Source organism: Streptomyces mangrovisoli, from assembly GCF_000974985.2.
Taxonomy (GTDB): domain Bacteria; phylum Actinomycetota; class Actinomycetes; order Streptomycetales; family Streptomycetaceae; genus Streptomyces; species Streptomyces mangrovisoli.
This window is the reverse complement of the sequence record NZ_LAVA02000005.1, coordinates 25,683-44,569: the sequence shown is the minus strand read 5'-3', so window position 1 is coordinate 44,569 and position 18,887 is coordinate 25,683. Positions and strand designations below refer to the sequence as shown.

At 74.0% G+C, this 18,887-nt stretch carries 15 protein-coding genes and 1 tRNA gene; 10 read left to right on the top strand and 6 right to left on the bottom strand.

Annotated features, from left to right (window positions below; all coding sequences use genetic code 11):
- Positions 1–24 precede the first annotated feature (24 nt).
- Both WN71_RS03260 and WN71_RS03255 read left to right on the top strand, forming a co-directional pair.
- Positions 25–690, top strand: coding sequence for a bifunctional DNA primase/polymerase (locus WN71_RS03260; protein ID WP_046583747.1), 666 nt, complete (start codon positions 25–27; stop codon positions 688–690).
- 56 nt (positions 691–746) lie between these two features.
- A complete protein-coding gene (locus WN71_RS03255; protein ID WP_046583787.1) occupies positions 747–1,490 on the top strand; it encodes a hypothetical protein in 744 nt (247 codons plus the stop codon).
- 245 nt (positions 1,491–1,735) lie between these two features.
- On the opposite strand, the gene WN71_RS03250 is transcribed toward WN71_RS03255, so the two are convergent.
- From WN71_RS03250 to WN71_RS03240, 3 genes are all read right to left on the bottom strand, one after another.
- On the bottom strand, positions 1,736–2,701 hold the full coding sequence (locus WN71_RS03250; RefSeq protein WP_046583748.1) for a DUF5926 family protein: 966 nt from the start codon (positions 2,699–2,701) through the stop codon (positions 1,736–1,738).
- Between the two features lie 487 nt (positions 2,702–3,188).
- Complete coding sequence (locus tag WN71_RS03245; RefSeq protein WP_063777675.1) at positions 3,189–3,857, bottom strand: ATP-binding protein; 669 nt, start codon at positions 3,855–3,857, stop codon at positions 3,189–3,191.
- Between the two features lie 106 nt (positions 3,858–3,963).
- Positions 3,964–4,791 (bottom strand): glycerophosphodiester phosphodiesterase, encoded by an 828-nt coding sequence (locus WN71_RS03240; RefSeq protein WP_046583750.1) that lies wholly within the window; start codon positions 4,789–4,791, stop codon positions 3,964–3,966.
- A 287-nt stretch (positions 4,792–5,078) separates the two neighbouring features.
- Here WN71_RS03240 and WN71_RS03235 point away from each other — a divergent pair, with 287 nt between their 5' ends.
- A complete protein-coding gene (locus WN71_RS03235) occupies positions 5,079–6,572 on the top strand; it encodes a S1C family serine protease (RefSeq protein WP_046583751.1) in 1,494 nt (497 codons plus the stop codon).
- Positions 6,573–6,690: 118 nt separating this feature from the next.
- Positions 6,691–6,775: transfer RNA gene (locus tag WN71_RS03230), tRNA-Ser, on the top strand.
- A gap of 66 nt (positions 6,776–6,841) precedes the next feature.
- On the opposite strand, the gene WN71_RS03225 is transcribed toward WN71_RS03230, so the two are convergent.
- Positions 6,842–7,288 (bottom strand): hypothetical protein, encoded by a 447-nt coding sequence (locus WN71_RS03225; protein WP_338058672.1) that lies wholly within the window; start codon positions 7,286–7,288, stop codon positions 6,842–6,844.
- Positions 7,289–7,355: 67 nt separating this feature from the next.
- Positions 7,356–8,234, bottom strand: coding sequence for a bifunctional DNA primase/polymerase (locus WN71_RS03220; RefSeq protein ID WP_046583753.1), 879 nt, complete (start codon positions 8,232–8,234; stop codon positions 7,356–7,358).
- A 351-nt stretch (positions 8,235–8,585) separates the two neighbouring features.
- On the opposite strand from WN71_RS03220, the gene WN71_RS03215 reads away from it, so the two are divergent.
- From WN71_RS03215 to WN71_RS03190, 6 genes are all read left to right on the top strand, one after another.
- Complete coding sequence (locus WN71_RS03215) at positions 8,586–8,897, top strand: hypothetical protein (protein WP_046583754.1); 312 nt, start codon at positions 8,586–8,588, stop codon at positions 8,895–8,897.
- 272 nt (positions 8,898–9,169) lie between these two features.
- Positions 9,170–10,120, top strand: coding sequence for a bifunctional MaoC family dehydratase N-terminal/OB-fold nucleic acid binding domain-containing protein (locus WN71_RS03210; protein ID WP_046583755.1), 951 nt, complete (start codon positions 9,170–9,172; stop codon positions 10,118–10,120).
- Positions 10,117–10,635 carry a MaoC/PaaZ C-terminal domain-containing protein gene (locus WN71_RS03205; RefSeq protein ID WP_079177614.1) on the top strand — a complete coding sequence of 173 codons (519 nt, stop codon included), beginning with the start codon at positions 10,117–10,119 and terminating at the stop codon, positions 10,633–10,635. The genes WN71_RS03210 and WN71_RS03205 overlap by 4 nt, the downstream gene beginning before the upstream one ends.
- Entirely contained in the window at positions 10,632–11,798 is a 1,167-nt protein-coding gene (locus WN71_RS03200) for a lipid-transfer protein (protein ID WP_046583756.1), read from the top strand. Before WN71_RS03205 ends, WN71_RS03200 begins: the two co-directional genes overlap by 4 nt.
- Positions 11,799–12,065: 267 nt before the next feature.
- Positions 12,066–12,620 carry a SigE family RNA polymerase sigma factor gene (locus WN71_RS03195; protein WP_046583757.1) on the top strand — a complete coding sequence of 185 codons (555 nt, stop codon included), beginning with the start codon at positions 12,066–12,068 and terminating at the stop codon, positions 12,618–12,620.
- A 152-nt stretch (positions 12,621–12,772) separates the two neighbouring features.
- Positions 12,773–14,455, top strand: coding sequence for a long-chain fatty acid--CoA ligase (locus WN71_RS03190; protein ID WP_046583758.1), 1,683 nt, complete (start codon positions 12,773–12,775; stop codon positions 14,453–14,455).
- A gap of 60 nt (positions 14,456–14,515) precedes the next feature.
- Here the strand turns inward: WN71_RS03190 and WN71_RS03185 are convergent, their stop codons facing one another.
- Positions 14,516–18,877 (bottom strand): hybrid sensor histidine kinase/response regulator, encoded by a 4,362-nt coding sequence (locus WN71_RS03185; RefSeq protein WP_079177613.1) that lies wholly within the window; start codon positions 18,875–18,877, stop codon positions 14,516–14,518.
- Between the last annotated feature and the right edge of the window lie 10 nt (positions 18,878–18,887).

The window sequence follows — 18,887 nt, the reverse complement described above, 5'->3', positions numbered from 1 at the left end:
TGCAACGGAAAGGAACGAGCGCTCATGCGCGAGATCCTCGGAAGGCGACGCAGGCTCCTGTCCAGGCGAAATGACGGGCGGCCTGACATGCTCGGCGCGGCTCTTGCCTTCGCGACCGAATGGCAGTGGCCCGTACTCCCGGGTGTGGCGCCGGATCCGCAGGGGCGGGCCCGCTGCGCCTGTCCCGACGCGGAGTGCACGGTGCCCGGCGCCCACCCCTTCGACCCCGGCCTCCTCGCGGCCACCACCGACCCGCGCATGGTGCGCTGGTGGTGGACCAACCGGCCGGCCGCCCCGATCGTCCTCGCCACCGGCGGCCAGGCGCCCTGCGCGGTGAGCCTGCCCGCTCCGGCGGCCGCCCGCGCCCTCGACGCCCTCGACCGCGCGGGGATGCGGCTCGGGCCGGTGATCGCCGCGCCCACCCGCTGGTCGCTGCTCGTGCGGCCCTACTCCATGGAGCAGCTGGGCGAGCTGCTCTACGCCAAGGACTTCGTCCCCGGCTCCCTGCGCTTCCACGGCGAGGGCGGCTATCTCGCGCTGCCGCCGTCCGAGACCGGCCTCGGCCGCATCAGCTGGGAGCGCGCCCCGCTCCCCGGCTCGGCCACCCCCTGGGTGCCCGACGTGGAGGCCGTCGTCGACGCGGTGGTCGAGGCCCTCACTCGTACGGGTGTGAGCGCGCCCGAGTTGTAAGGGTGTCGGGCGCGCGCGGAACGGCGCGCCCGTCGCGGGCCGTTATCTTCCGCACCATGCTGCGTCTTTCCGGGGGCCGACCCCGGGACCCTCGGAAAATCCGTCTGCTGGCCCTGGCGGCCGTCGTCGTCGGCGCCGTCGTGCTGCCGCTCGCGTTCGCGTCGGCGGGGCCGGTGGACGAGTCGGCGGGTCCCGCGGGTACGGCCGGTTCGGCGAGGGCGGGCGGTCCGGCGGCAGGCGGCTCGACGGGCGTCGGCGACGCGGCCGGTGTACTCGGTGCGGGTGCGGGTGCGGGTGCGGGTGCGGGTGCCGGCGACGCGGCGGCTGCGGCCGGCCCCGGCGAGGCGGCCGGCTCGTTCGACGGCACGGCCTCCGGGCGCGCGGTCGACGACGGAAAGGTGCCCACCGCCGCGCCCCGCACCTCCCCCTCCCCCTCCCCGCTGGGCATCGGGCTGGCCACCGCCGCCCGCTGCGGCCCCCGGCTGACCTCGCCAGAGGGTGTCGAGGCGCAGACCTGTGTCCTGGTGCAGGGCACGCGGACCTGGGCGCGCACGTACTACCGCAATGCGACCGGCCGCGCGCTGGACGCCGTACTGACCCTCATGGGGCCGGACGACCGGATCGTGGAGATGCACTGCGCGATCGGCTCCGACACCGAACCCGCGAGCTGCGACACCCCTCGCGAACGGGCCGTGGGCGCCCTCGGCGGCTATACGGCGGTGGCGGAGTTCGCGGAGTCCGAGGGCGGTCCCCTGCTGCTGCGCTCCGGCAGCAACTTCGCCCAGCCCAACGGGAGTTGACGTATCCCGTTCCGGTGTACAGACCGTCGGGGCATAAAAATGACCCGGTTGCTGGCGACGGGGGATGCACCAGCAACCGGGCTACTGGAACGGTAACAAGAGATCGGCTGTTAGCAAATTCGATCTCGGCTATTCGGACACGGACCGGCCGCGTTCATGCGGCAGTTGTGACCGGATTCACCGAAACCGACCGGACGCGATCGGCTGACCGGTCGGTCAGCAGACCGCGTGACCGTTCCGGTCCGTCAACTGAGCGTGACCTGGCGGTTGGTGAGACCGCCGCGGGCCCGGCGCTCGTCCGGCGTGAGCGGCTCGTCCGTGGCGAGCGCTGCGGCCAGCCGCTCGGCGAACTCGGCGGCCGGCTTCTCGATGTCGTCCGCCTCGACCGTGGTCGGCAGGTCCCAGACCGGCACGGTGAGCCCGTGAGCGCGGAAGGAACCGACCAGTCGGGTGCCTTCGCCGAGGCTGGAGCGGCCCGCCGCGTGCAGCCGCGCGAGAGCGTCCAGAAGCTGCTCCTCCGCATGCGGCATGACCCAGCGCAGGTGGTTCTTCTCCGGCGTACGGCACCAGTAGGCCGCGTCCACGCCCGTCAGCTTCGCCGTCGGGATGGCCGCGGCGTTGGCCCGCTCCAGCGACGCGGCGACGTCCGGGGTCGCGTTCTCCGCGTCCGGCACCCAGAACTCGAAGCCGCTGTGCACAACTGGCGCGAACGCGCCTTCCTCGGCGAGCAGATCCTGGAGCCGCGGGCCCTCGGCCGGCGCGCGGCGGCCCGGCACCGGCGTGCCCGGCTCGGCCTCCAGGGCGCGCAGCAGGGTGTCGGCCATGTCGCGGCTGATGTCGCCGGAGGCGGTGTCGTTCTGGAGGCCGATCAGCACGGAGCCGTCGTCGCGGCGCAGCGCGGGCCAGGCCATCGGCAGGACGGTGGCGAGCGTGACGGAGGGGACGCCCTCGGGCAGCCCGTCCTTGAGCGTCAGCTCGGCGGTGGCCGCGGGCACGAGCTCGCGCAGCGCCACCCAGTCGCACTCGCCCGGCAGGCCCTCGAAGGGGCGGTGCACCAGCTCGGTCACCGCGTGCGCGGCGGCCCGGCCGTGGCACGCCTTGTAGCGCCGGCCGCTGCCGCAGGGGCAGGGCTCGCGGGCGCCGACGACCGGGACCTCTCCGTCGGTGATCTGCGGCCGCTGGGCCTTCGTCTGAGGTCGCTTCTTGGCCATCGTGGGTGTCTCCCGGTTACGGCTCGTCTCGTACGGGCGGGAGCCTAGCCGTTCCGTCTCCACGGGCGCGGTTCCCTGCGGGGCGTTCGGGGTGTTCGCGCAGTTCCCGGCGGCCCTGTTCGTCTGCGGCCCGGTGGTCGGTCGCTCGCGCAGTTCCCCGCGCCCCTGTTCGTTTGCGGCCTGGTGGTCGGTTGTTCGCGCAGTTCCCCGCGCCCCTTTGAATCCGCGGCCCTGGAGACGTGCGGGTCCGTCGTGGTTCCTCGCGCAGTTCCCCGCGCCCCTTGCAGGGGCTTCGGTGGTCGTGCCCCGTCAGGGGCGCGGGGAACTGCGCGACCAGCCCCCACCGAGCCGCAGACGAACAGGGGCGCGGGGAACTGCGCGAAAGGCCCCCATCGGGCCGCGGATTCAAAGGGGCGCGGGGAACTGCGCGAACGACCACGACGGACGGTGCGGCGGGTGCGGGAGCGTCGGGTGGGACCCTGGACCCTCAGTCCAGGTCGTCGAACGCGTCCGCGAAGGACTCCGCGAGGGCGAACCCCGCCACGTCCGGCAACTGCCGCGCCCGCGCGGGCGACCGCGGCGCGACCACGCGGACGGCCGGAGCGGCGCCGCCGCCCGCGTCCGGGTCGTGCACGTCCTCGTGGACCACCACCCACACCGTGACCTCGCCACGCGCGTCGTCCCGGACGCCCCAGTCGTCGGCCAGCGCGGTGATGATGTTCAGCCCGCGGCCGCCGTGCGCGGTGACCGACGGGGTGGCCGGGGCCGGGCGGGTCGGCCCGCCGCCGTCCGTGACCTCCACGACGAGCCGGCCGTCCGTGTCCACCCGCCACGCGGCCCGTACGTCGCCGTCGCCCGCCAGGGCGTCGCCCAGCGGGCGGCCGTGTTTGCAGGCGTTGCTGAGCAGTTCGGAAAGAATGAGAACGGCGTCGTCGATGACCGATTCGGCGACGCCTCCGCTGCGCAGCTGTGCCCGCATCCGGTGTCTCGCCTCCCCCACGCCCGCAGGGCCATGGGGTACGGCCATGCTTGACGACGTGGGCACTTCCTGTGCCACCACCAACGCCACCCCCGAGACCTCCTTCGCCCCACGCCACGGTGTGGATGCCCCATTGGCCTGAACCGGAAACCGGCCATCCCCGGGCCGGTGACGCATTCGCAACGATCGAACACGCGGCGAACGCGCCGGAGCACTCCCCGTGACCGCGCGGGCGCTCCCCGTGACGGAACGACGGGGCGTGCGGGGGCCGCGGGGGGTGTGATCAGCGGCCGAGCAGGGCGAGGACCGCGCGGGGGCGGTTGGTGATGATGGCGTCGATGCCCAGGTCGACGCAGAGATCGACGTCCTCGGGCTCGTTCACCGTCCACACGTGCACCTGGTGCCCGGCCTGCTTGAGCCGCTCCACGTAGGCGGGGTGATTGCGCACGATCCGGATCGAGGGTCCCGCGATCCGTACTCCGGCGGGCAGCCGGCCGTCGCGCAGCCGCGGGGAGACGAACTGCATGAGGGAGACCGTCGGCAGGGTCGGCGCGGCCGCCCGCACGCGGTGCAGGGAGCGCGCCGAGAAGCTCATGATCCGCACCGGGGACTCGGCGGGGGTGGCCGGGGCGTCCAGTCCGAACCGCTTCAGGAGGACCAGCAGCCGTTCCTCGACCTGGCCCGCCCAGCGGGTGGGGTGCTTGGTCTCGATGGCCAGCTCCACCCGGCGCCCCGCGTCCGCGACGAGTGCGAGCAGCCGCTCCAGGGTGAGGACGGAGGTGTCCTGGAGGTCCTCCGGGCGGAACTCCCAGTCGGGCTCCTCGTCCCGGCCGCGCCATGCGTCGCGCGACTTCCAGGAGCCGAAGTCCAGGGCGGCGAGGTCGGCGAGCTCCAGCGCGGAGACCGCTCCGCGGCCGTTGGACGTACGGTTGACGCGACGGTCGTGGACACAGACGAGGTGGCCGTCGGCGGTCAGCCGCACGTCGCACTCGAGGGCGTCGGCGCCGTCCTCGATGGCCTTCTTATAGGCGGCGAGGGTGTGCTCGGGGGCGTCCTCGGAGGCTCCGCGGTGGGCGACGACCTGGATGCGGTGCTGTCGTGCGTGGGTCACCGCGTCATGGTGCCACCGCGCGGGGGTGCCCGTCCGGCCGTAGCCGAGGGAAAAGTGTCTGCTATGTCGTGATAGTCGTATATAAAGATTCGCCGCACACCCACAGCGACGCCTTATGGTGCTCTGACGGCCCATGGGAAAAGCTGAGTGGCATACAAAAGCACACCCTGCACCGCACCCTGCACGAGAACCTGCACAGCTGAATCGCGCGCGGCCCGTGGACATAACGTGAACGAGTGTGACCGAGTGCGACCGATGACAACAGCCGTGGATCGAGGAGAAGAGCTGTGAGCACCGAGAACGAGGGCACCGCGGTACCCCCGGCCCCGTCAGCACCCCCCGTGCCGGTGGAATCTCCCACGGCTCCCCCGCAGCAGCCGGCCTACGACGGGAACGCGCACACCGCGCCGCTCCCGCCGGTCCAGGGCGCGTCGGAGCCGGCGCCGGCGTACGCGTCGGCGGGAGCGCCGGGGGACCCGCAGCACGGTGGGGGCCCGCAGTACGGCGGCGGGGACCAGCAGTACGGCGGGCAGAACCCCGAGGGCGCGGGCGCGTGGCCGCCCCCGCCCCCCGCCACCCCGTCCTACGCCGACGCCGGCGGTTCCGGCGCGGGCGGCTGGGGCTCGTCGTACCAGCAGTCGGCGCCCCGCTCGGGCGGCGGCCGCGGCGGTCTGATCGCGGCCGTGCTGATCGCGGCGCTGGTCGCGGGCGGCCTCGGCGGCGGTCTCGGCTACACGCTGGCCAAGAACAACGACGACACCGGCTCCACCACCGTCTCCGCGTCCACCGACAGCGGCGCGGCCCAGGTCAAGCGCAGCCCCGGCACGATCGCGGCGGTGGCCGCCAAGGCGCTGCCCAGCACCGTCACCATCGAGGCGGAGTCGACCAGCGGAGAGGGCGGCACGGGCACCGGCTTCGTCTTCGACAAGCAGGGCCACATCGTCACCAACAACCACGTGGTGGCCGACGCGGTGGACGGCGGCAAGCTGACCGCCACGTTCCCCGACGGCAAGAAGTACGACGCCGAGATCGTGGGCCACGCCCAGGGCTACGACGTCGCGGTGATCAAGCTCAAGAACGCCCCGTCCGACCTTCAGCCGCTGGCGCTGGGCGACTCGGACAAGGTGGCGGTCGGCGACGAGACCATCGCCATCGGCGCGCCCTTCGGCCTGTCCAACACGGTGACCACCGGCATCATCAGCGCGAAGAACCGTCCGGTGGCCTCCAGCGACGGCAGTTCCACCAGCAAGTCGTCGTACATGAGCGCCCTGCAGACGGACGCCTCCATCAACCCGGGCAACTCCGGCGGCCCGCTGCTGGACGCCTCCGGCGCGGTGATCGGCATCAACTCCGCGATCCAGTCGACCGGCAGCAGCGGCCTGGGCGGCTCCGGCCAGTCCGGTTCGATCGGCCTCGGCTTCGCCATCCCGATCAACCAGGCGAAGTACGTCGCCCAGCAGCTGATCAAGACCGGCAAGCCGGTGTACGCGAAGATCGGCGCGTCGGTCTCCCTGAGCGACTCCACGAACGGGGCGCAGATCACCGAGGAGGGCGCGAGCGGCGCCTCGGCGGTCGAGTCCGGCGGCCCGGCCGACAAGGCAGGCCTGAAGCCCGGCGACGTCATCACCAAGCTCGACGACACGGTGATCGACTCCGGCCCCACCCTGATCGGCGAGATCTGGACCCACCAGCCCGGCGACAAGGTCCAGATCACCTACAAGCGCGGCGGCTCGGAACACACGGTCGAACTGACCCTCGGCTCCCGCGTCGGCGACAACTGACCCACCCAGGAGGCGGGCAGGGGAACCCACCCCTGCCCGCCGTACAGACGCGCGCCCCCACCACCCCGCTCCCACCCAGTAGGCTGTACCCGCTCCGCCCCAGGTGGGCGAGGGCTCTGGTGGGTTGCCCGAGCGGCCTAAGGGAACGGTCTTGAAAACCGTCGTGGCGCGAGTCACCGTGGGTTCAAATCCCACACCCACCGCGTGATGAGCGAAGCGCACGGCCCCCGATCGGCGAGTCCGGTCGGGGGCCGGCGTGTTTTTCGGGGTCACAGTCGTCGGTCCCGGGCCAGGTGGTCCCAGGGGACGGTGTGCAGGGGTGGGTCCGTTCCGGTGGCCGTCGGGAGGGTCGGGGTGTGCTGGAACCAGACGATCGTCAGGGTCGAGCGGTAGAGGGACGGGTCGTGGGACGGGTCCAGTGGGGCGGAGTGGAAGGTTCCCGTGCAGGCGATCGGGGGGAGGACCTCCACCGGGCCCGAGGCGCCGGAGTACAGGGCGGGGTGTTCCCGTGGGGGCGGCAGCAGGTGGACCGGGGCCGTGGGGTGGGCGAGTTCGGCGTGGCGGAGTAAGGACTCGATCCGCAGGTCGTTGACCGGTTTGCAGGGATAGCCGGGCGGGATCCCGCCGTACGTGGCGCAGAACCGCAGGTCGGTGAGGCCGATCGTCCGGTCGGAGGCGAGGAGTAGCTGGGTCAGGGTCGAGAACGTGGTCCGCACCCTGGGGCGGTGGTGCATTCGGCTCCGATCGGGAGAGATGAGGAGTGCGAGGGGAAGGGGCGGGCTGTCAGGGGTGGTGGCCGGTCAGGCGGGCCGCCGAGGCGATCGTGGTGCGGGCCTCGCGTTCCGTCAGGCCCGTGTTGAGGGCCGCCTCGACCAGCGGCTCGACCAGGGCGGCGCCGATGCCGTCCTCGTAGGCCCGGCACGCGGCCCAGAACAGGCGGGTGTTGCGCTGCCCCTCGTGCGCGGCCAGTACGAACTGCACGAGCCCCTGCCCGTGCCGCTCGCCCGCCGCCCCAGCGGGCGGGGCGTGGTCGGGGTTGCGGGGCGGCGGCAGCAGCAGGCGCAGCAGGGCGCGGGGGCACGGGGCGGGCGCCAGGTGCGCCGTGCCGGGGGCGGTCCGGTAGACGCCGTGGTCGGTGCGGGAGCCGGGGCCGACCAGGTAGCCGCCGGCGCCCCGGATGTCGATGCCCGGGGCCAGCCGCCCGGCCGAGTTGGGGATCACCGCCTCGGCCGGGCCCGTGAGCCAGAGGTGGCGCCCGCCGGACGGGGTGAGCACGACGACCGTCGGCGGGATGGTGAACAAGTGACGCAGCGCCAGCTCGCGCAGCGCGGCCGAGGAGTCCGTGTCCGCCTTGGTGTCCAGGTCGAGGCCGATGAGGTGGTGCGGAGGCAGCCCGCAGGCGATGCCGTAGCCGGTGGCCCAGGGTGCGGCGGCGAACAGCGCGCGGATGCGCACCGGGTCGGTCGAGGCGTCGTAGACCCCGTGCCCGAAGCGCCCGCATTCGCCGTGGCAGATCGGCGCGGGCGCGGGGTCGTCTCGGTGGGGCGAGCGCAGGGCCGGGAGTTTGGTCCGGGACAGAGGGATGACGGCCAGCCCGCGTTCGGCGGCTGACAGTGCGTGGGCGAGGGCCAGCGTGGTGGCCTGCCGGTCTGTGGTGGCCATGACTCCATTTTCGTACGAGCGTTCGAATAAAGAAAGGGGGTGCGGCGACGACTCGCCCAGGGCGGTGCGGTCTGCCGGAAATCTGCCGGAACGCTTCCTCGCCCGCCCCCGTTGGTAAGGGCGGCCCGAACTGTCCTGAGCAGGCCGTTCCAGGGATAGTGAACTGGTTTATCGACTTGTCATCACGCTTCAGTGGGAATCAGCCCTGATGGGGTGGTTCGCCGGGGTTTTCGCGGGTCAGCCTGGTCCCGCGACGTCGTGCACCACACCTCGGGCGGTCGGCCGACCGCCCGGCGCAAGGACCCACCTGACGTACCGCCGGCCACCGGGCCGGGTTCTGGAGGAAGCACCATGGCAAGCACCCGTACCGCTCGCGTACTCGCCGCCGTAGCCGCCCTTCCGCTGGCCGCCGCGCTCTTCACCGGCGTCGCCGCGGCGGACAGCGGCGCCGGCGCGGGCGACGGATCGAACGCGGGGGTGGCGAGCGTCGTCGGCAGCGGCGTCGGCCGCGACAACAGCGGCAACTCGTCCACCACACAACAGAACGCGGTCGGCGCCGGCGCCACGAACCAGAGCAACACCGCGCAGGTCAACGGCTCCGCCTTCACCGCCCTCAACCAGGGCAACGAGACCGTCCACGTCAACTTCGTCAACCTGTGGTGAGCCGGAGGGGGAGGGGGGAGGGGTTCCGGGCGCATCGCCAGGGGCTCCGGTAGTGCTCCGGTAGACCTCCGGGGGTGACTCGTCCGCGCGGTGGTGCTTCGGCGCCGCCGCGCGGACGTGTGGGCGCGTCGGCTTGCGGATCCGTGGACGCGCGCCGCGCGGACGTGTGGGCGGCGACCTTGACAGGCCCCGATATCTGACGGACAGTCAGAAATCTGTCGCGGGCCCTCTCGTCGGCCCCGACCTGCCCGTGCGGGAAGGAGTGGACGGCCGTGGACGACGACGAACTCGCGGTGCGGCTGCGGGCGTTCGAGGGGCGGGCCGCCGCCGTGGCGGTCAGGGGCAAGGACCCGGTGAACGCCCCCATGATCCGCCACTGGTGCGAGGCCGTCGGCGACACCAGCCCGGCCTACACCGGCCCGGACGCGATCGCCCCGCCCACCATGCTCCAGGCCTGGACCATGGGCGGCCTCAGTGGCCACGCCGACCGCACCGGCGCCTACGACGAGCTGTCCGACCTCCTCGACGAGGGCGGTTACCTCTCGATCGTCGCGACCGACTGCGAGCAGGAGTACCTGCGTCCGCTGCGCCCCGGCGACGAGATCGTCTTCGGCACGGTGATCGAGTCGGTCTCCGGCCGGAAGACGACCAAGCTCGGCACCGGCTACTTCATCACCACCCGCACCGACATCCGGGTCGGCGGCGAACTCGTCGCCACCCACCGCTTCCGGGTCCTCAAGTACGCCCCCGCAGCCGCGCGTTCGGCCGGGATTCCCGTCGCCGAATCTTCCGCCCCGCGCGCCGAGGATCGGCGGATCTCCGCACCCCGCCGCCCCCGCCCCGTCGTCAACCGCGACAACTCCGTTTTCTGGGAGGGGATCAGGGACCACCGGCTGCTCATCCAGCGCTGCACCGGCTGCGGCACCCTGCGGCACCCCTGGATCCCCGGCTGCAACGCCTGCGGCGGCGCCGGCTGGGACACCGTGGAGGCGGGCGGCGAGGGGACCGTGTACTCGTACACCGTCCTGCACCACCCGCCCTTCCCCGCCTTCGACCCGCCCCACGCCGTCGCCCTCGTCGAACTCGCCGAGGGCGTGCGGATCGTCAGCAACGTGGTCGGGACGCCGTACGACAAAGTGCGCATCGGTATGCCGGTACGGCTGGAATTCCAGTCCTACGACGACGAGTTGACGCTTCCCGTGTTCCGGCCGGTGGCGTCGTGAAGGCCGGGGAGCGGCTCGCGCCGCTGGAGATCGAGATCACCCGCACGCTCGTCGTGTCCGGGGCCATCGCCTCCCGCGACTACCAGGACGTCCACCACGACCCCGACCTGGCCCGCCGCAAGGGCGCCCCGGACGTCTTCATGAACATCCTCACCACCAACGGGCTCGTCGGCCGCTACGTCACCGACCACTTCGGCCCGACCGCCGTGCTGCGCCGGGTCGCCATCCGGCTCGGCGCGCCCAACTATCCGGGGGACACGATGGTGTTGACCGGCACGGTCGAGGAGGTGGACGGGGACACCGCGACCGTGCGGATCACCGGAGCCAACAGCCTCGGCCGCCATGTGACCGGCACGGTGACGGTGACGGTGACAGTGACGGTGACGGCCACGGCCGATCATCAGGAAGCCCCGGCAGGAGGCCCGGCAGGAGGCCCGGCAGGACGCCCGGCAGGAGGCCCGGCAGGAGCCCCGGCAGGACGCCCGGCAGGACGCCCGGCAGGAGGTCCGGCATGAGCGTGCGAACCGCCGACCGGCTGGGCGGCCGGGCCGCCGTCGTGGGGATCGGGGCCACCGAGTTCTCCAAGGACTCCGGGCGCAGCGAACTCGCCCTCGCGGCGGAGGCCGTGCGCGCCGCCCTCGACGACGCCGGGCTCACCCCCGCGGACGTCGACGGCCTGGTCACCTTCACCATGGACACCAGCCCGGAGATCACCGTCGCGCAGGCGGCCGGCATCGGCGAGCTGTCCTTCTTCTCCCGGGTCCACTACGGCGGCGGCGCGGCCTGCGCGACCGTCCAGCAGGCCGCCCTCGCGGTCGCGGCGGGCGTCGCGGAGGTCGTCGTCTGCTACCGGGCCTTCAACGAGCGCTCGGGCCGCCGCTTCGGCTCGGGCGTCACCCACCGGGAGCCCTCGGCGGAGGGAGCCGCGCTCGGCTGGTCGCTGCCGTTCGGGCTGCTCACGCCCGCGTCCTGGGTGGCGATGGCGGCCCAGCGCTATCTGCACGCCCACGGGCTGACCCCGGAGGCGTTCGGGCAGGTGGCCGTCGTGGACCGGCGCCACGCGGCGACCAACCCGGCGGCGTGGTTCCACGGGCGGCCCATCACCCTCGCCGACCACGCGGCCTCCCGCTGGATCGCCGAGCCGCTGCGGCTGCTCGACTGCTGCCAGGAGACCGACGGCGGCCAGGCGCTCGTCGTGACCTCCCTCGAACGCGCCCGGGACCTGCCCCGGCCGCCCGCCGTCGTCGCCGCCGCCGCGCAGGGCGCGGGCCGGGCGCAGGAGCAGATGACCAGCTTCTACCGCGACGACCTGACCGGCCTGCCCGAGATGGGCGTCGTCGCCCGCCAGCTGTGGCGGACCTCGGGGCTCGGCCCCGACGACATCGACGTGGGCATCCTCTACGACCACTTCACCCCGTTCGTGCTGATGCAGCTGGAGGAGTTCGGGTTCTGCGGGCGGGGCGAGGGGGCGGACTTCGTGGCCGCCGGGTCGCTGCCGCTCAACACGCACGGGGGGCAGCTGGGGGAGGCGTACCTCCACGGGATGAACGGGATCGCGGAGGCGGTACGGCAGGTGCGCGGCACGGCCGTGAACCAGGTGCCGGGGGCCGCTGCGGTCCTGGTCACGGCGGGGACCGGGGTGCCGACGTCGGGTCTGGTCCTCACCGATGACGGCTGACGGCCAGCGGCTGCGTCGGGTCTGGTCCTCACCGGCGACCGCTGACGGCCCCGGGACGCGGACGCGCCCCCGGGCGGGATGACCCCTGTAGGGGCGCGCCCCCGGGTGGGATGCGGGCGCGCCCCCCAGGGGTCATCCCGCAGTACACCCCACCTCTTTGTCCACCTTCAGGAGGTGGGGTCGGCCCCACCCCTACAACCTGAGGCGGAGTCCGCTTCGGGACCTGCGGCCGATCCGCCGCGAGAGGCCCGCTCCTAGCGTGGAGTCATGACCACACCCGTCTGCACCAGCGCTTCGAACGCGGCGTACGCCTACGCGTCGTTCGCGTCGTACGTCCGGGCCCGCCAGCCGGTGCTGCTGCGTACCGCCCGGTCGCTGACCGCCAATCCGAACGACGCGGAAGACCTGCTCCAGACCGCGCTCGCCAAGACCTACGTGGCGTGGGAGCGGATCGAGGACCACCGGGCGCTGGACGGCTACGTGCGCCGGGCGCTGCTCAACACCCGTACCTCGCAGTGGCGCAAGCGCAAGGTCGACGAGTTCGTCTGTGACGAGCTGCCCGAGCCGGAGCCCGACACGGCCGCCGGTGACCTCGCGGAGCGGCAGGCGCTGCACGACGCGATGTGGCGGGCGATCCTCAAACTCCCCTCCCGGCAGCGGGCGATGGTGGTGCTGCGGTACTACGAGGACCTGAGCGAGGCGCAGACGGCCGAGGTGCTCGGGGTCTCGATAGGGACGGTGAAGTCCGCGGTCTCCCGCGCCCTCGGCAAACTGCGCGAGGACCCCGAACTGGGCCTGGCCCGGCAGGCCCCGGCGGCCTGAACCCGGCCCTCCCCCAGTCCGGCCCGAAGAGCCCGGTCCGAGAAGCCCAGGGCTTCCGCCGCCTGATCGATCATCGTCGTACCGCCTCCCCTAGTGACATACCGCGTGGTATGTGCGCAGAATCAGCGCGAACACTCACCGCCACGCAGGCAATGTCGCCTTGGGAGGACGCCGTGCTGCAGAGCACCATGCAGGACGTACCGCTGCTGATCTCGAGGATCCTGACCCACGGGTCGCGGATCCACGGCACCTCACAGGTGATCACCTGGACCGGGGAGGGCGAGCCCCACCGCCGTTCCTTCGCCGAGATCGGCGCGCGCGCGGCCCAGCTGGCGCACGCCCTGCGCGACGACCTCGGGGTGACCGGCGACGAGCGGGTGGCCACCCTCGCCTGGAACAACGCCGAGCACGTCGAGGCGTACTTCGCGATCCCCTCCATGGGGGCGGTCCTGCACACCCTCAACCTGCGCCTGCCGGCCGAGCAGCTCGCGTTCATCGTCAACCACGCCGCCGACCGCGTGATCATCGCCAACGGCTCGCTGCTGCCGCTCCTCGCGCCGCTGCTGCCGCACCTGAAGACGGTCGAGCACGTCGTCGTCACCGGCCCCGGCGACCGCTCCCTGCTCGACGGCGCCACCGCGCGCGTGCACGAGTACGAGGACCTCCTCGCGGGCAAGCCCACCGCCTACGACTGGCCCGCGCTGGACGAGCTCCAGGCCGCCGCCATGTGCTACACCTCCGGCACCACCGGCGACCCCAAGGGCGTGGTCTACAGCCACCGTTCGATCTACCTGCACTCGATGCAGGTCAACATGACCGAGTCGATGGGGCTGACCGACCAGGACACCTCCCTGGTCGTCGTGCCGCAGTTCCACGTCAACGCCTGGGGCCTGCCGCACGCCACCTTCATGACCGGCGTCAACATGCTGATGCCGGACCGCTTCCTGCAGCCCGCCCCGCTCGCCGAGATGATCGAGAGCGAGAAGCCGACCCACGCGGCCGCCGTCCCCACCATCTGGCAGGGCCTGCTCGCCGAACTCACCGCCCGGCCGCGCGACGTCTCCTCGCTGACCCAGGTCACCATCGGCGGCTCGGCCTGCCCGCCCGCCCTCATGGCCGCCTTCGACGAGCTCGGCATGCGGGTCTGCCACGCCTGGGGCATGACGGAGACCTCCCCGCTCGGCACGGTCGCCCGCCCGCCGGCCCACGCGGTCGGCACCGACGAGGAGTTCGCCTACCGCCTCACCCAGGGCCGCTTCCCGGCCGGCGTCGAGGCCCGCCTGGTCGGCCCCGGCGGCGAACACCTGCCCTGGGACGGCGCGTCCGCGGGCGAGCTGGAGGTGCGCGGCCCCTGGATCGCGGGCGCCTACTACAACGGCCCGGACGCCGACCCCCTGCGCCCCGCCGACAAGTTCAGCGAGGACGGCTGGCTGAAGACCGGCGACGTCGGCACCATCAGCGCCGACGGTTTCCTCACCCTCACCGACCGCGCCAAGGACGTCATCAAGTCCGGCGGCGAGTGGATCTCCTCGGTCGAGCTGGAGAACGCCCTGATGGCCCACCCGGACGTCGCGGAGGCCGCGGTGGTCGCCGTACCGGACGAGAAGTGGGGCGAGCGGCCGCTCGCCACCGTGGTCCTCAAGGAGGGCTCCACCGCCGACTTCCAGACGCTGCGGGCCTTCCTCGCCACCGAGGGCAAGATCGCCAAGTGGCAGCTGCCGGAGCGCTGGACGGTCGTCGCGGCCGTGCCGAAGACCAGCGTCGGCAAGTTCGACAAGAAGGTGCTGCGCCGCCAGTACGCCGACGGTGACCTGGACGTCACCCGCCTCGGCTGAGTACGGCGCGAGCCCCGGGCGCCAGAAGGTGCCCGGGGCTCGACTGCGTCCTGTCGAAGGTCAGTTGGTGCCGATGCGGGCCAGCAGGTCCACGATCCGGGTCTGGACCTCGTCGCTGGTCGAGCGCTCGGCGAGGAACAGCACCTTCTCGCCCGAGGCCAGCCGGGGCAGGTCCGCCTGGTCCACCGCGGCCGTGTAGACGACCAGCGGGGTCCGGTTGAGCTGCCCGTTCGCGCGCAGCCAGTCCACGATCCCGGCCTGCCGGCGGTGCACCTGCATCAGGTCCATCACCACCAGGTTGGGCCGCAGCTGCCCGGCGAGCGCCACCGCGTCGGCGTCGCTCGCGGCCCGCGCCACCTGCATCCCGCGCCGCTCCAGCGTCGCGGTCAGGGCCAGCGCGATCTCCGCGTGCTCCTCGATCAGCAGCACCCGCGGCGGGTGCTGCTCGCTGTCCCGCGGCGCGAGCGCCTTCAGCAGTACGGCGGGGTCGGCGCCGTACGCCGCCTCACGGGTCGCCTGCCCGAGACCGGCTGTCACCATCACCGGCACCTCGGCCGCCACCGCGGCCTGGCGCAGCGACTGGAGCGCGGTGCGGGTGATCGGGCCGGTCAGCGGGTCCACGAACAGCGCGGCGGGGAAGGCCGCGATCTGCGCGTCGACCTCCTCGCGCGAGTGCACGATGACCGGCCGGTAGCCGCGGTCGCTCAGCGCCTGCTGGGTCATCGCGTCGGGCGCGGGCCACACCAGCAGCCGCCGCGGGTTGTCCAGCGGCTCCGGCGGCAGCTCGTCGTCCATGGGCTGCAGCCGCGGGCTGTCCGCGATCTCCACGGCACCGCCCGGACCGTCCAGCGGCTCGGGCCCCTCGGCGGCGTTCTCGTCCGGTGCTCCTATGGCGTACGACCGTCCGGCCTGCTCGACGGGCTGGCCCGGCAGCGCCTGACCGGCAGGCGACGGCTGGGCCGGCGGGGCGGCCTGCTGCGCCACGGCCGGGGCCGGCTGCGCGGGCGCGGGCGCCTGAGGGGCGGGCTGCTCGGCCGGCGGATGCGGGCGGCCGGTCTGGTCCGTACGGCCCGCGGCCGGGTCGGGCGGGGTGCCCAGCTTGCGGCGGCGGCCCGCACTGGACGTGCCGTGCGGCGGCGTCGCCGAGGCCGGCACCGGGGCCTGCACCTGCGCCGCCTGCCTGCTGAACGGCACACCCTGGCCCAGCGTGCGGACGCTTATGGCCCGCCCCTGCGTGGAGTGCGGGTCGACCGGGGCGGCGGCCTCGGCCGGCAGCGGCTGCGCGGGGCGCGGCCGGACGGCGGAGAGGTGCTCGGGGGGCAGCGGGGTGCCCGCGCCGGGCGTGACACCGGGGGCGGCGGCCGCGGGAGCGGTGCCGGGAGCGCCGGTGCCGGGGGCCGCGGGCAGCGCGCCGGGCTGCGGTGCCTGGGGCGCCTGCGCCTGCTCGCTCGCGACGGGGCCGCCCTGGGCCGGCACCGCCTCGGGCGGCAGCGGCAGCGGCTGGGGCTGCGGCTGTCCGGCGGGGCCCTGGCCGACGGGTGCGGCGGGACCGCCGGGGACGGCCGGGTTCACGGGGGCCTGCGCGGGGGCGCCGTACATGGGCACGGGCTGACCGGGCACGCCCTGGGCCGGGACCGGCTGACCGGGCACGCCCTGCGCCGGGACCGGCTGAGCGGCGAACGCCTGCGCGGGGAGGGGCACGGCCTGCCCGGGGGCGACCTGGACCGGCGCACCCGGCGCCATCTGCACGGCCTGCCCCGGAGCGGGGTGCCCCGGCGCGACCGGCACGTTCTGCGCCACCGGCACGGCCTGCGGCGCCTCGGCACCCGCCGGGAGCGCCACGGCCTGCTGGGGAAGGCTCTGCTGCGGAAGTCCCTGCTGTGGAAGACCCTGCGCCGGTACAGCCTGCTCCGGCACCTGCACGACGCCCTGCTGCTCCGCCGCCTGGGCGGCGGCCCGGCGACGGCGGCCCGTGGGGGCGGCCGTGGGGTGCGGCTGCGGCGGGGTGTGGTCGTCGGCCTGGTCGTGCGGGGCGGCGTCGTGCCGCCCGGAGTCGCCGGCCGCGCCACCCGGCACGCCCGGGGCCACCGGCTGACCGGGCACCGGCACGGCGACGGCCGCCTGGGCGCCCGCGTCGTCGGGGGTGCGGTCCGCCTCGGCGGGCGGCAGCGCGAAGACCGGTCGGGGGCCCTCCTGAGCCGCCGCGGCCCGCTCGTTGGCCGCCGCCAGGGCACGCCGGCGCCGCCCGGTCGGCTGTCCGCCGCCGTCGGAGTCGTCCGGCTGTTCGCCGCCCGCGGGCAGCGCGGCCGGCAGGGCCTGCGGGCCGTCGCCGTCCTGGGCGCCGTTCGGCGCGGGCACGCCGCCCGGCGGCACGGTGCCGCCGAGACCGGTGCCGACGGCCGCGGTGCCCGCGGCGTGCTCGGCGGCCGTCATGACGGCGCCCTCGCTCACCGCGTCGACGCCGCCGCCGTCCGCGGAGCCGTCGGCCGCACGTCCGCGCCGGCGCCCGGTGCCGTTCGAGGCCTCGGTGCTCTCGGCGGCGGGAAGGGCGGCCATCGCGGCCTGCTCGGCCGCGCGGCGCCGCCGTCGGCCGGTCGGCGCGGGGGCCTCCGTGCTCTCGGTCTCGGCGGGCGTCTCGCTCTCCAGGAAGGCGTCCACGGAGGAGCGCCGGGCCCGGCGCCGTCCGCCGGTGACCCGGCCGGGCTCCCCGGTGGCGGCCGGCGGTTCCACGGCGAGCGGCTGCGGAGCCTGCACGGCTCCCGCGCCACCGCCGAGGGGCACCTCCAGGACGTAGGCGCTGCCGCTCATGCCCGGCACCTCGTGCGTCTGGAGCACGCCGCCGTGCGCCCGCACGATCCCGCGCACGATCGGCTCGTGCACCGCGTCCCCGCCGGCGTACGGCCCGCGCACCTCGATGCGGACGACCTCGCCGCGCTGGGCGGCCGCCACGACGACCGTGTTGTCCATGTAACCGCCCGCGGAGACGGGCGCGTTGCCGGTGGCGTCGACGCCGGCGACGTCCGCGACGAGATGCGCGAGCGCGGTCGCGAGCCGCTGCGGGTCGACCTCGGCCTCGATGGGCGGCGCGTGCACGGCGAACTGCACCCGGCCGGGCCCGATCAGGTCGACGGCGCCCTCCACACCGGCCGCGACGACGGCGTCGAGCATCACGTTCGTACGGCTGATCTCCTCGCCGCCCGCGTCCAGGCGCTGGAAGGCGAGGACGTTGTCGATGAGGGTGGTGATCCGCGCGTAGCCGGCCGACAGGTGGTGCAGCACCTGGTTGGCCTCCGGCCACAGCTGCCCGGCGTCGTCCGCGGCGAGCGCGGCCAGTTCGCGGCGCAGCTCGTCGAGGGGGCCGCGCAGCGAGCCGCCGAGCAGGGTGAGCAGCTGGTCGTGGCGGCCGGCCAGCGCGTCGAAGCGGTCCTTCTCGCGCTCGCCGAGCGCGGCGTAGCGCTCCTCGCCCGCGGCCAGCTCCTCGGCGTGCCGCTCCTCGAGGTCCTCGATCTCGGTGACGTGCTTCTGGCGCAGCGCGGTGAGGTCGGAGGCGTGCTCCTCGGAGAGCCGCTCCAGCTCCTCCTCGTACTTCTTCTCGTCGTCGACCTTCTCCTGCGCGAGCTGGTCGTAGGGCCGCCGGTCGGTGAAGGTCATGACGGCGCCGACGAGCTGGTCCCCGTCGCGCACCGGCGCGGTGGTCAGGTCGACGGAGACCTTGTCGCCGTTCTTGGCGTACAGCACCTGTCCGCGCACCCGGTGCTTGCGGCCGGAGCGCAGGGTGTCGGCGAGCGGGGACTCGTCGTACGGGAACGGCGAGCCGTCGGCCCGCGAGTGCAGGACGAGGGTGTGCAGCTCCTTGCCGCCGAGGTCGCTGGCCCGGTAGCCGAGGATCTGGGCGGCGGCCGGGTTGACGAGCACGACCCGTCCGTCGGTGTCGGTGCCGACGACGCCCTCGGCCGCGGCCCGCAGGATCATCTCGGTCTGGCGCTGGGAACGCGCCAGCTCCGCCTCGGTGTCGACGGTCCCGGACAGGTCGCGTACGACGAGCATCAGCAGCTCGTCGCCCGTGTAGCCGTAGCCGTCGTACGCCTGCTGTCCGTTCTCCAGGTTGGCGCTGGTGACCTCGACCGGGAACTCGCTGCCGTCGGTGCGTCGGGCGACCATGCGGGTCGGCTTGGTGCGGCCCTGCGGGTCCATGTGGTCGGGTCGCCGCATGGAGCCCGGGATCAGCCGTGAGTCGAACTCCGGCAACAGGTCCAAAAGGCCCCGCCCGACCAGGGCGGTGCCCGGCGCCTCGAACGCCTCGAGGGCGATCGTGTTGGCGTTGACGACTGTTCCGTTGGCGTTGACCAGCACCAACGCGTCCGGAAGCGCGTCGAGTATGGCTGCGAGGCGAGCAGCGCCTCGGGATGGCCTGCTGCTCACGAGCGCTTCC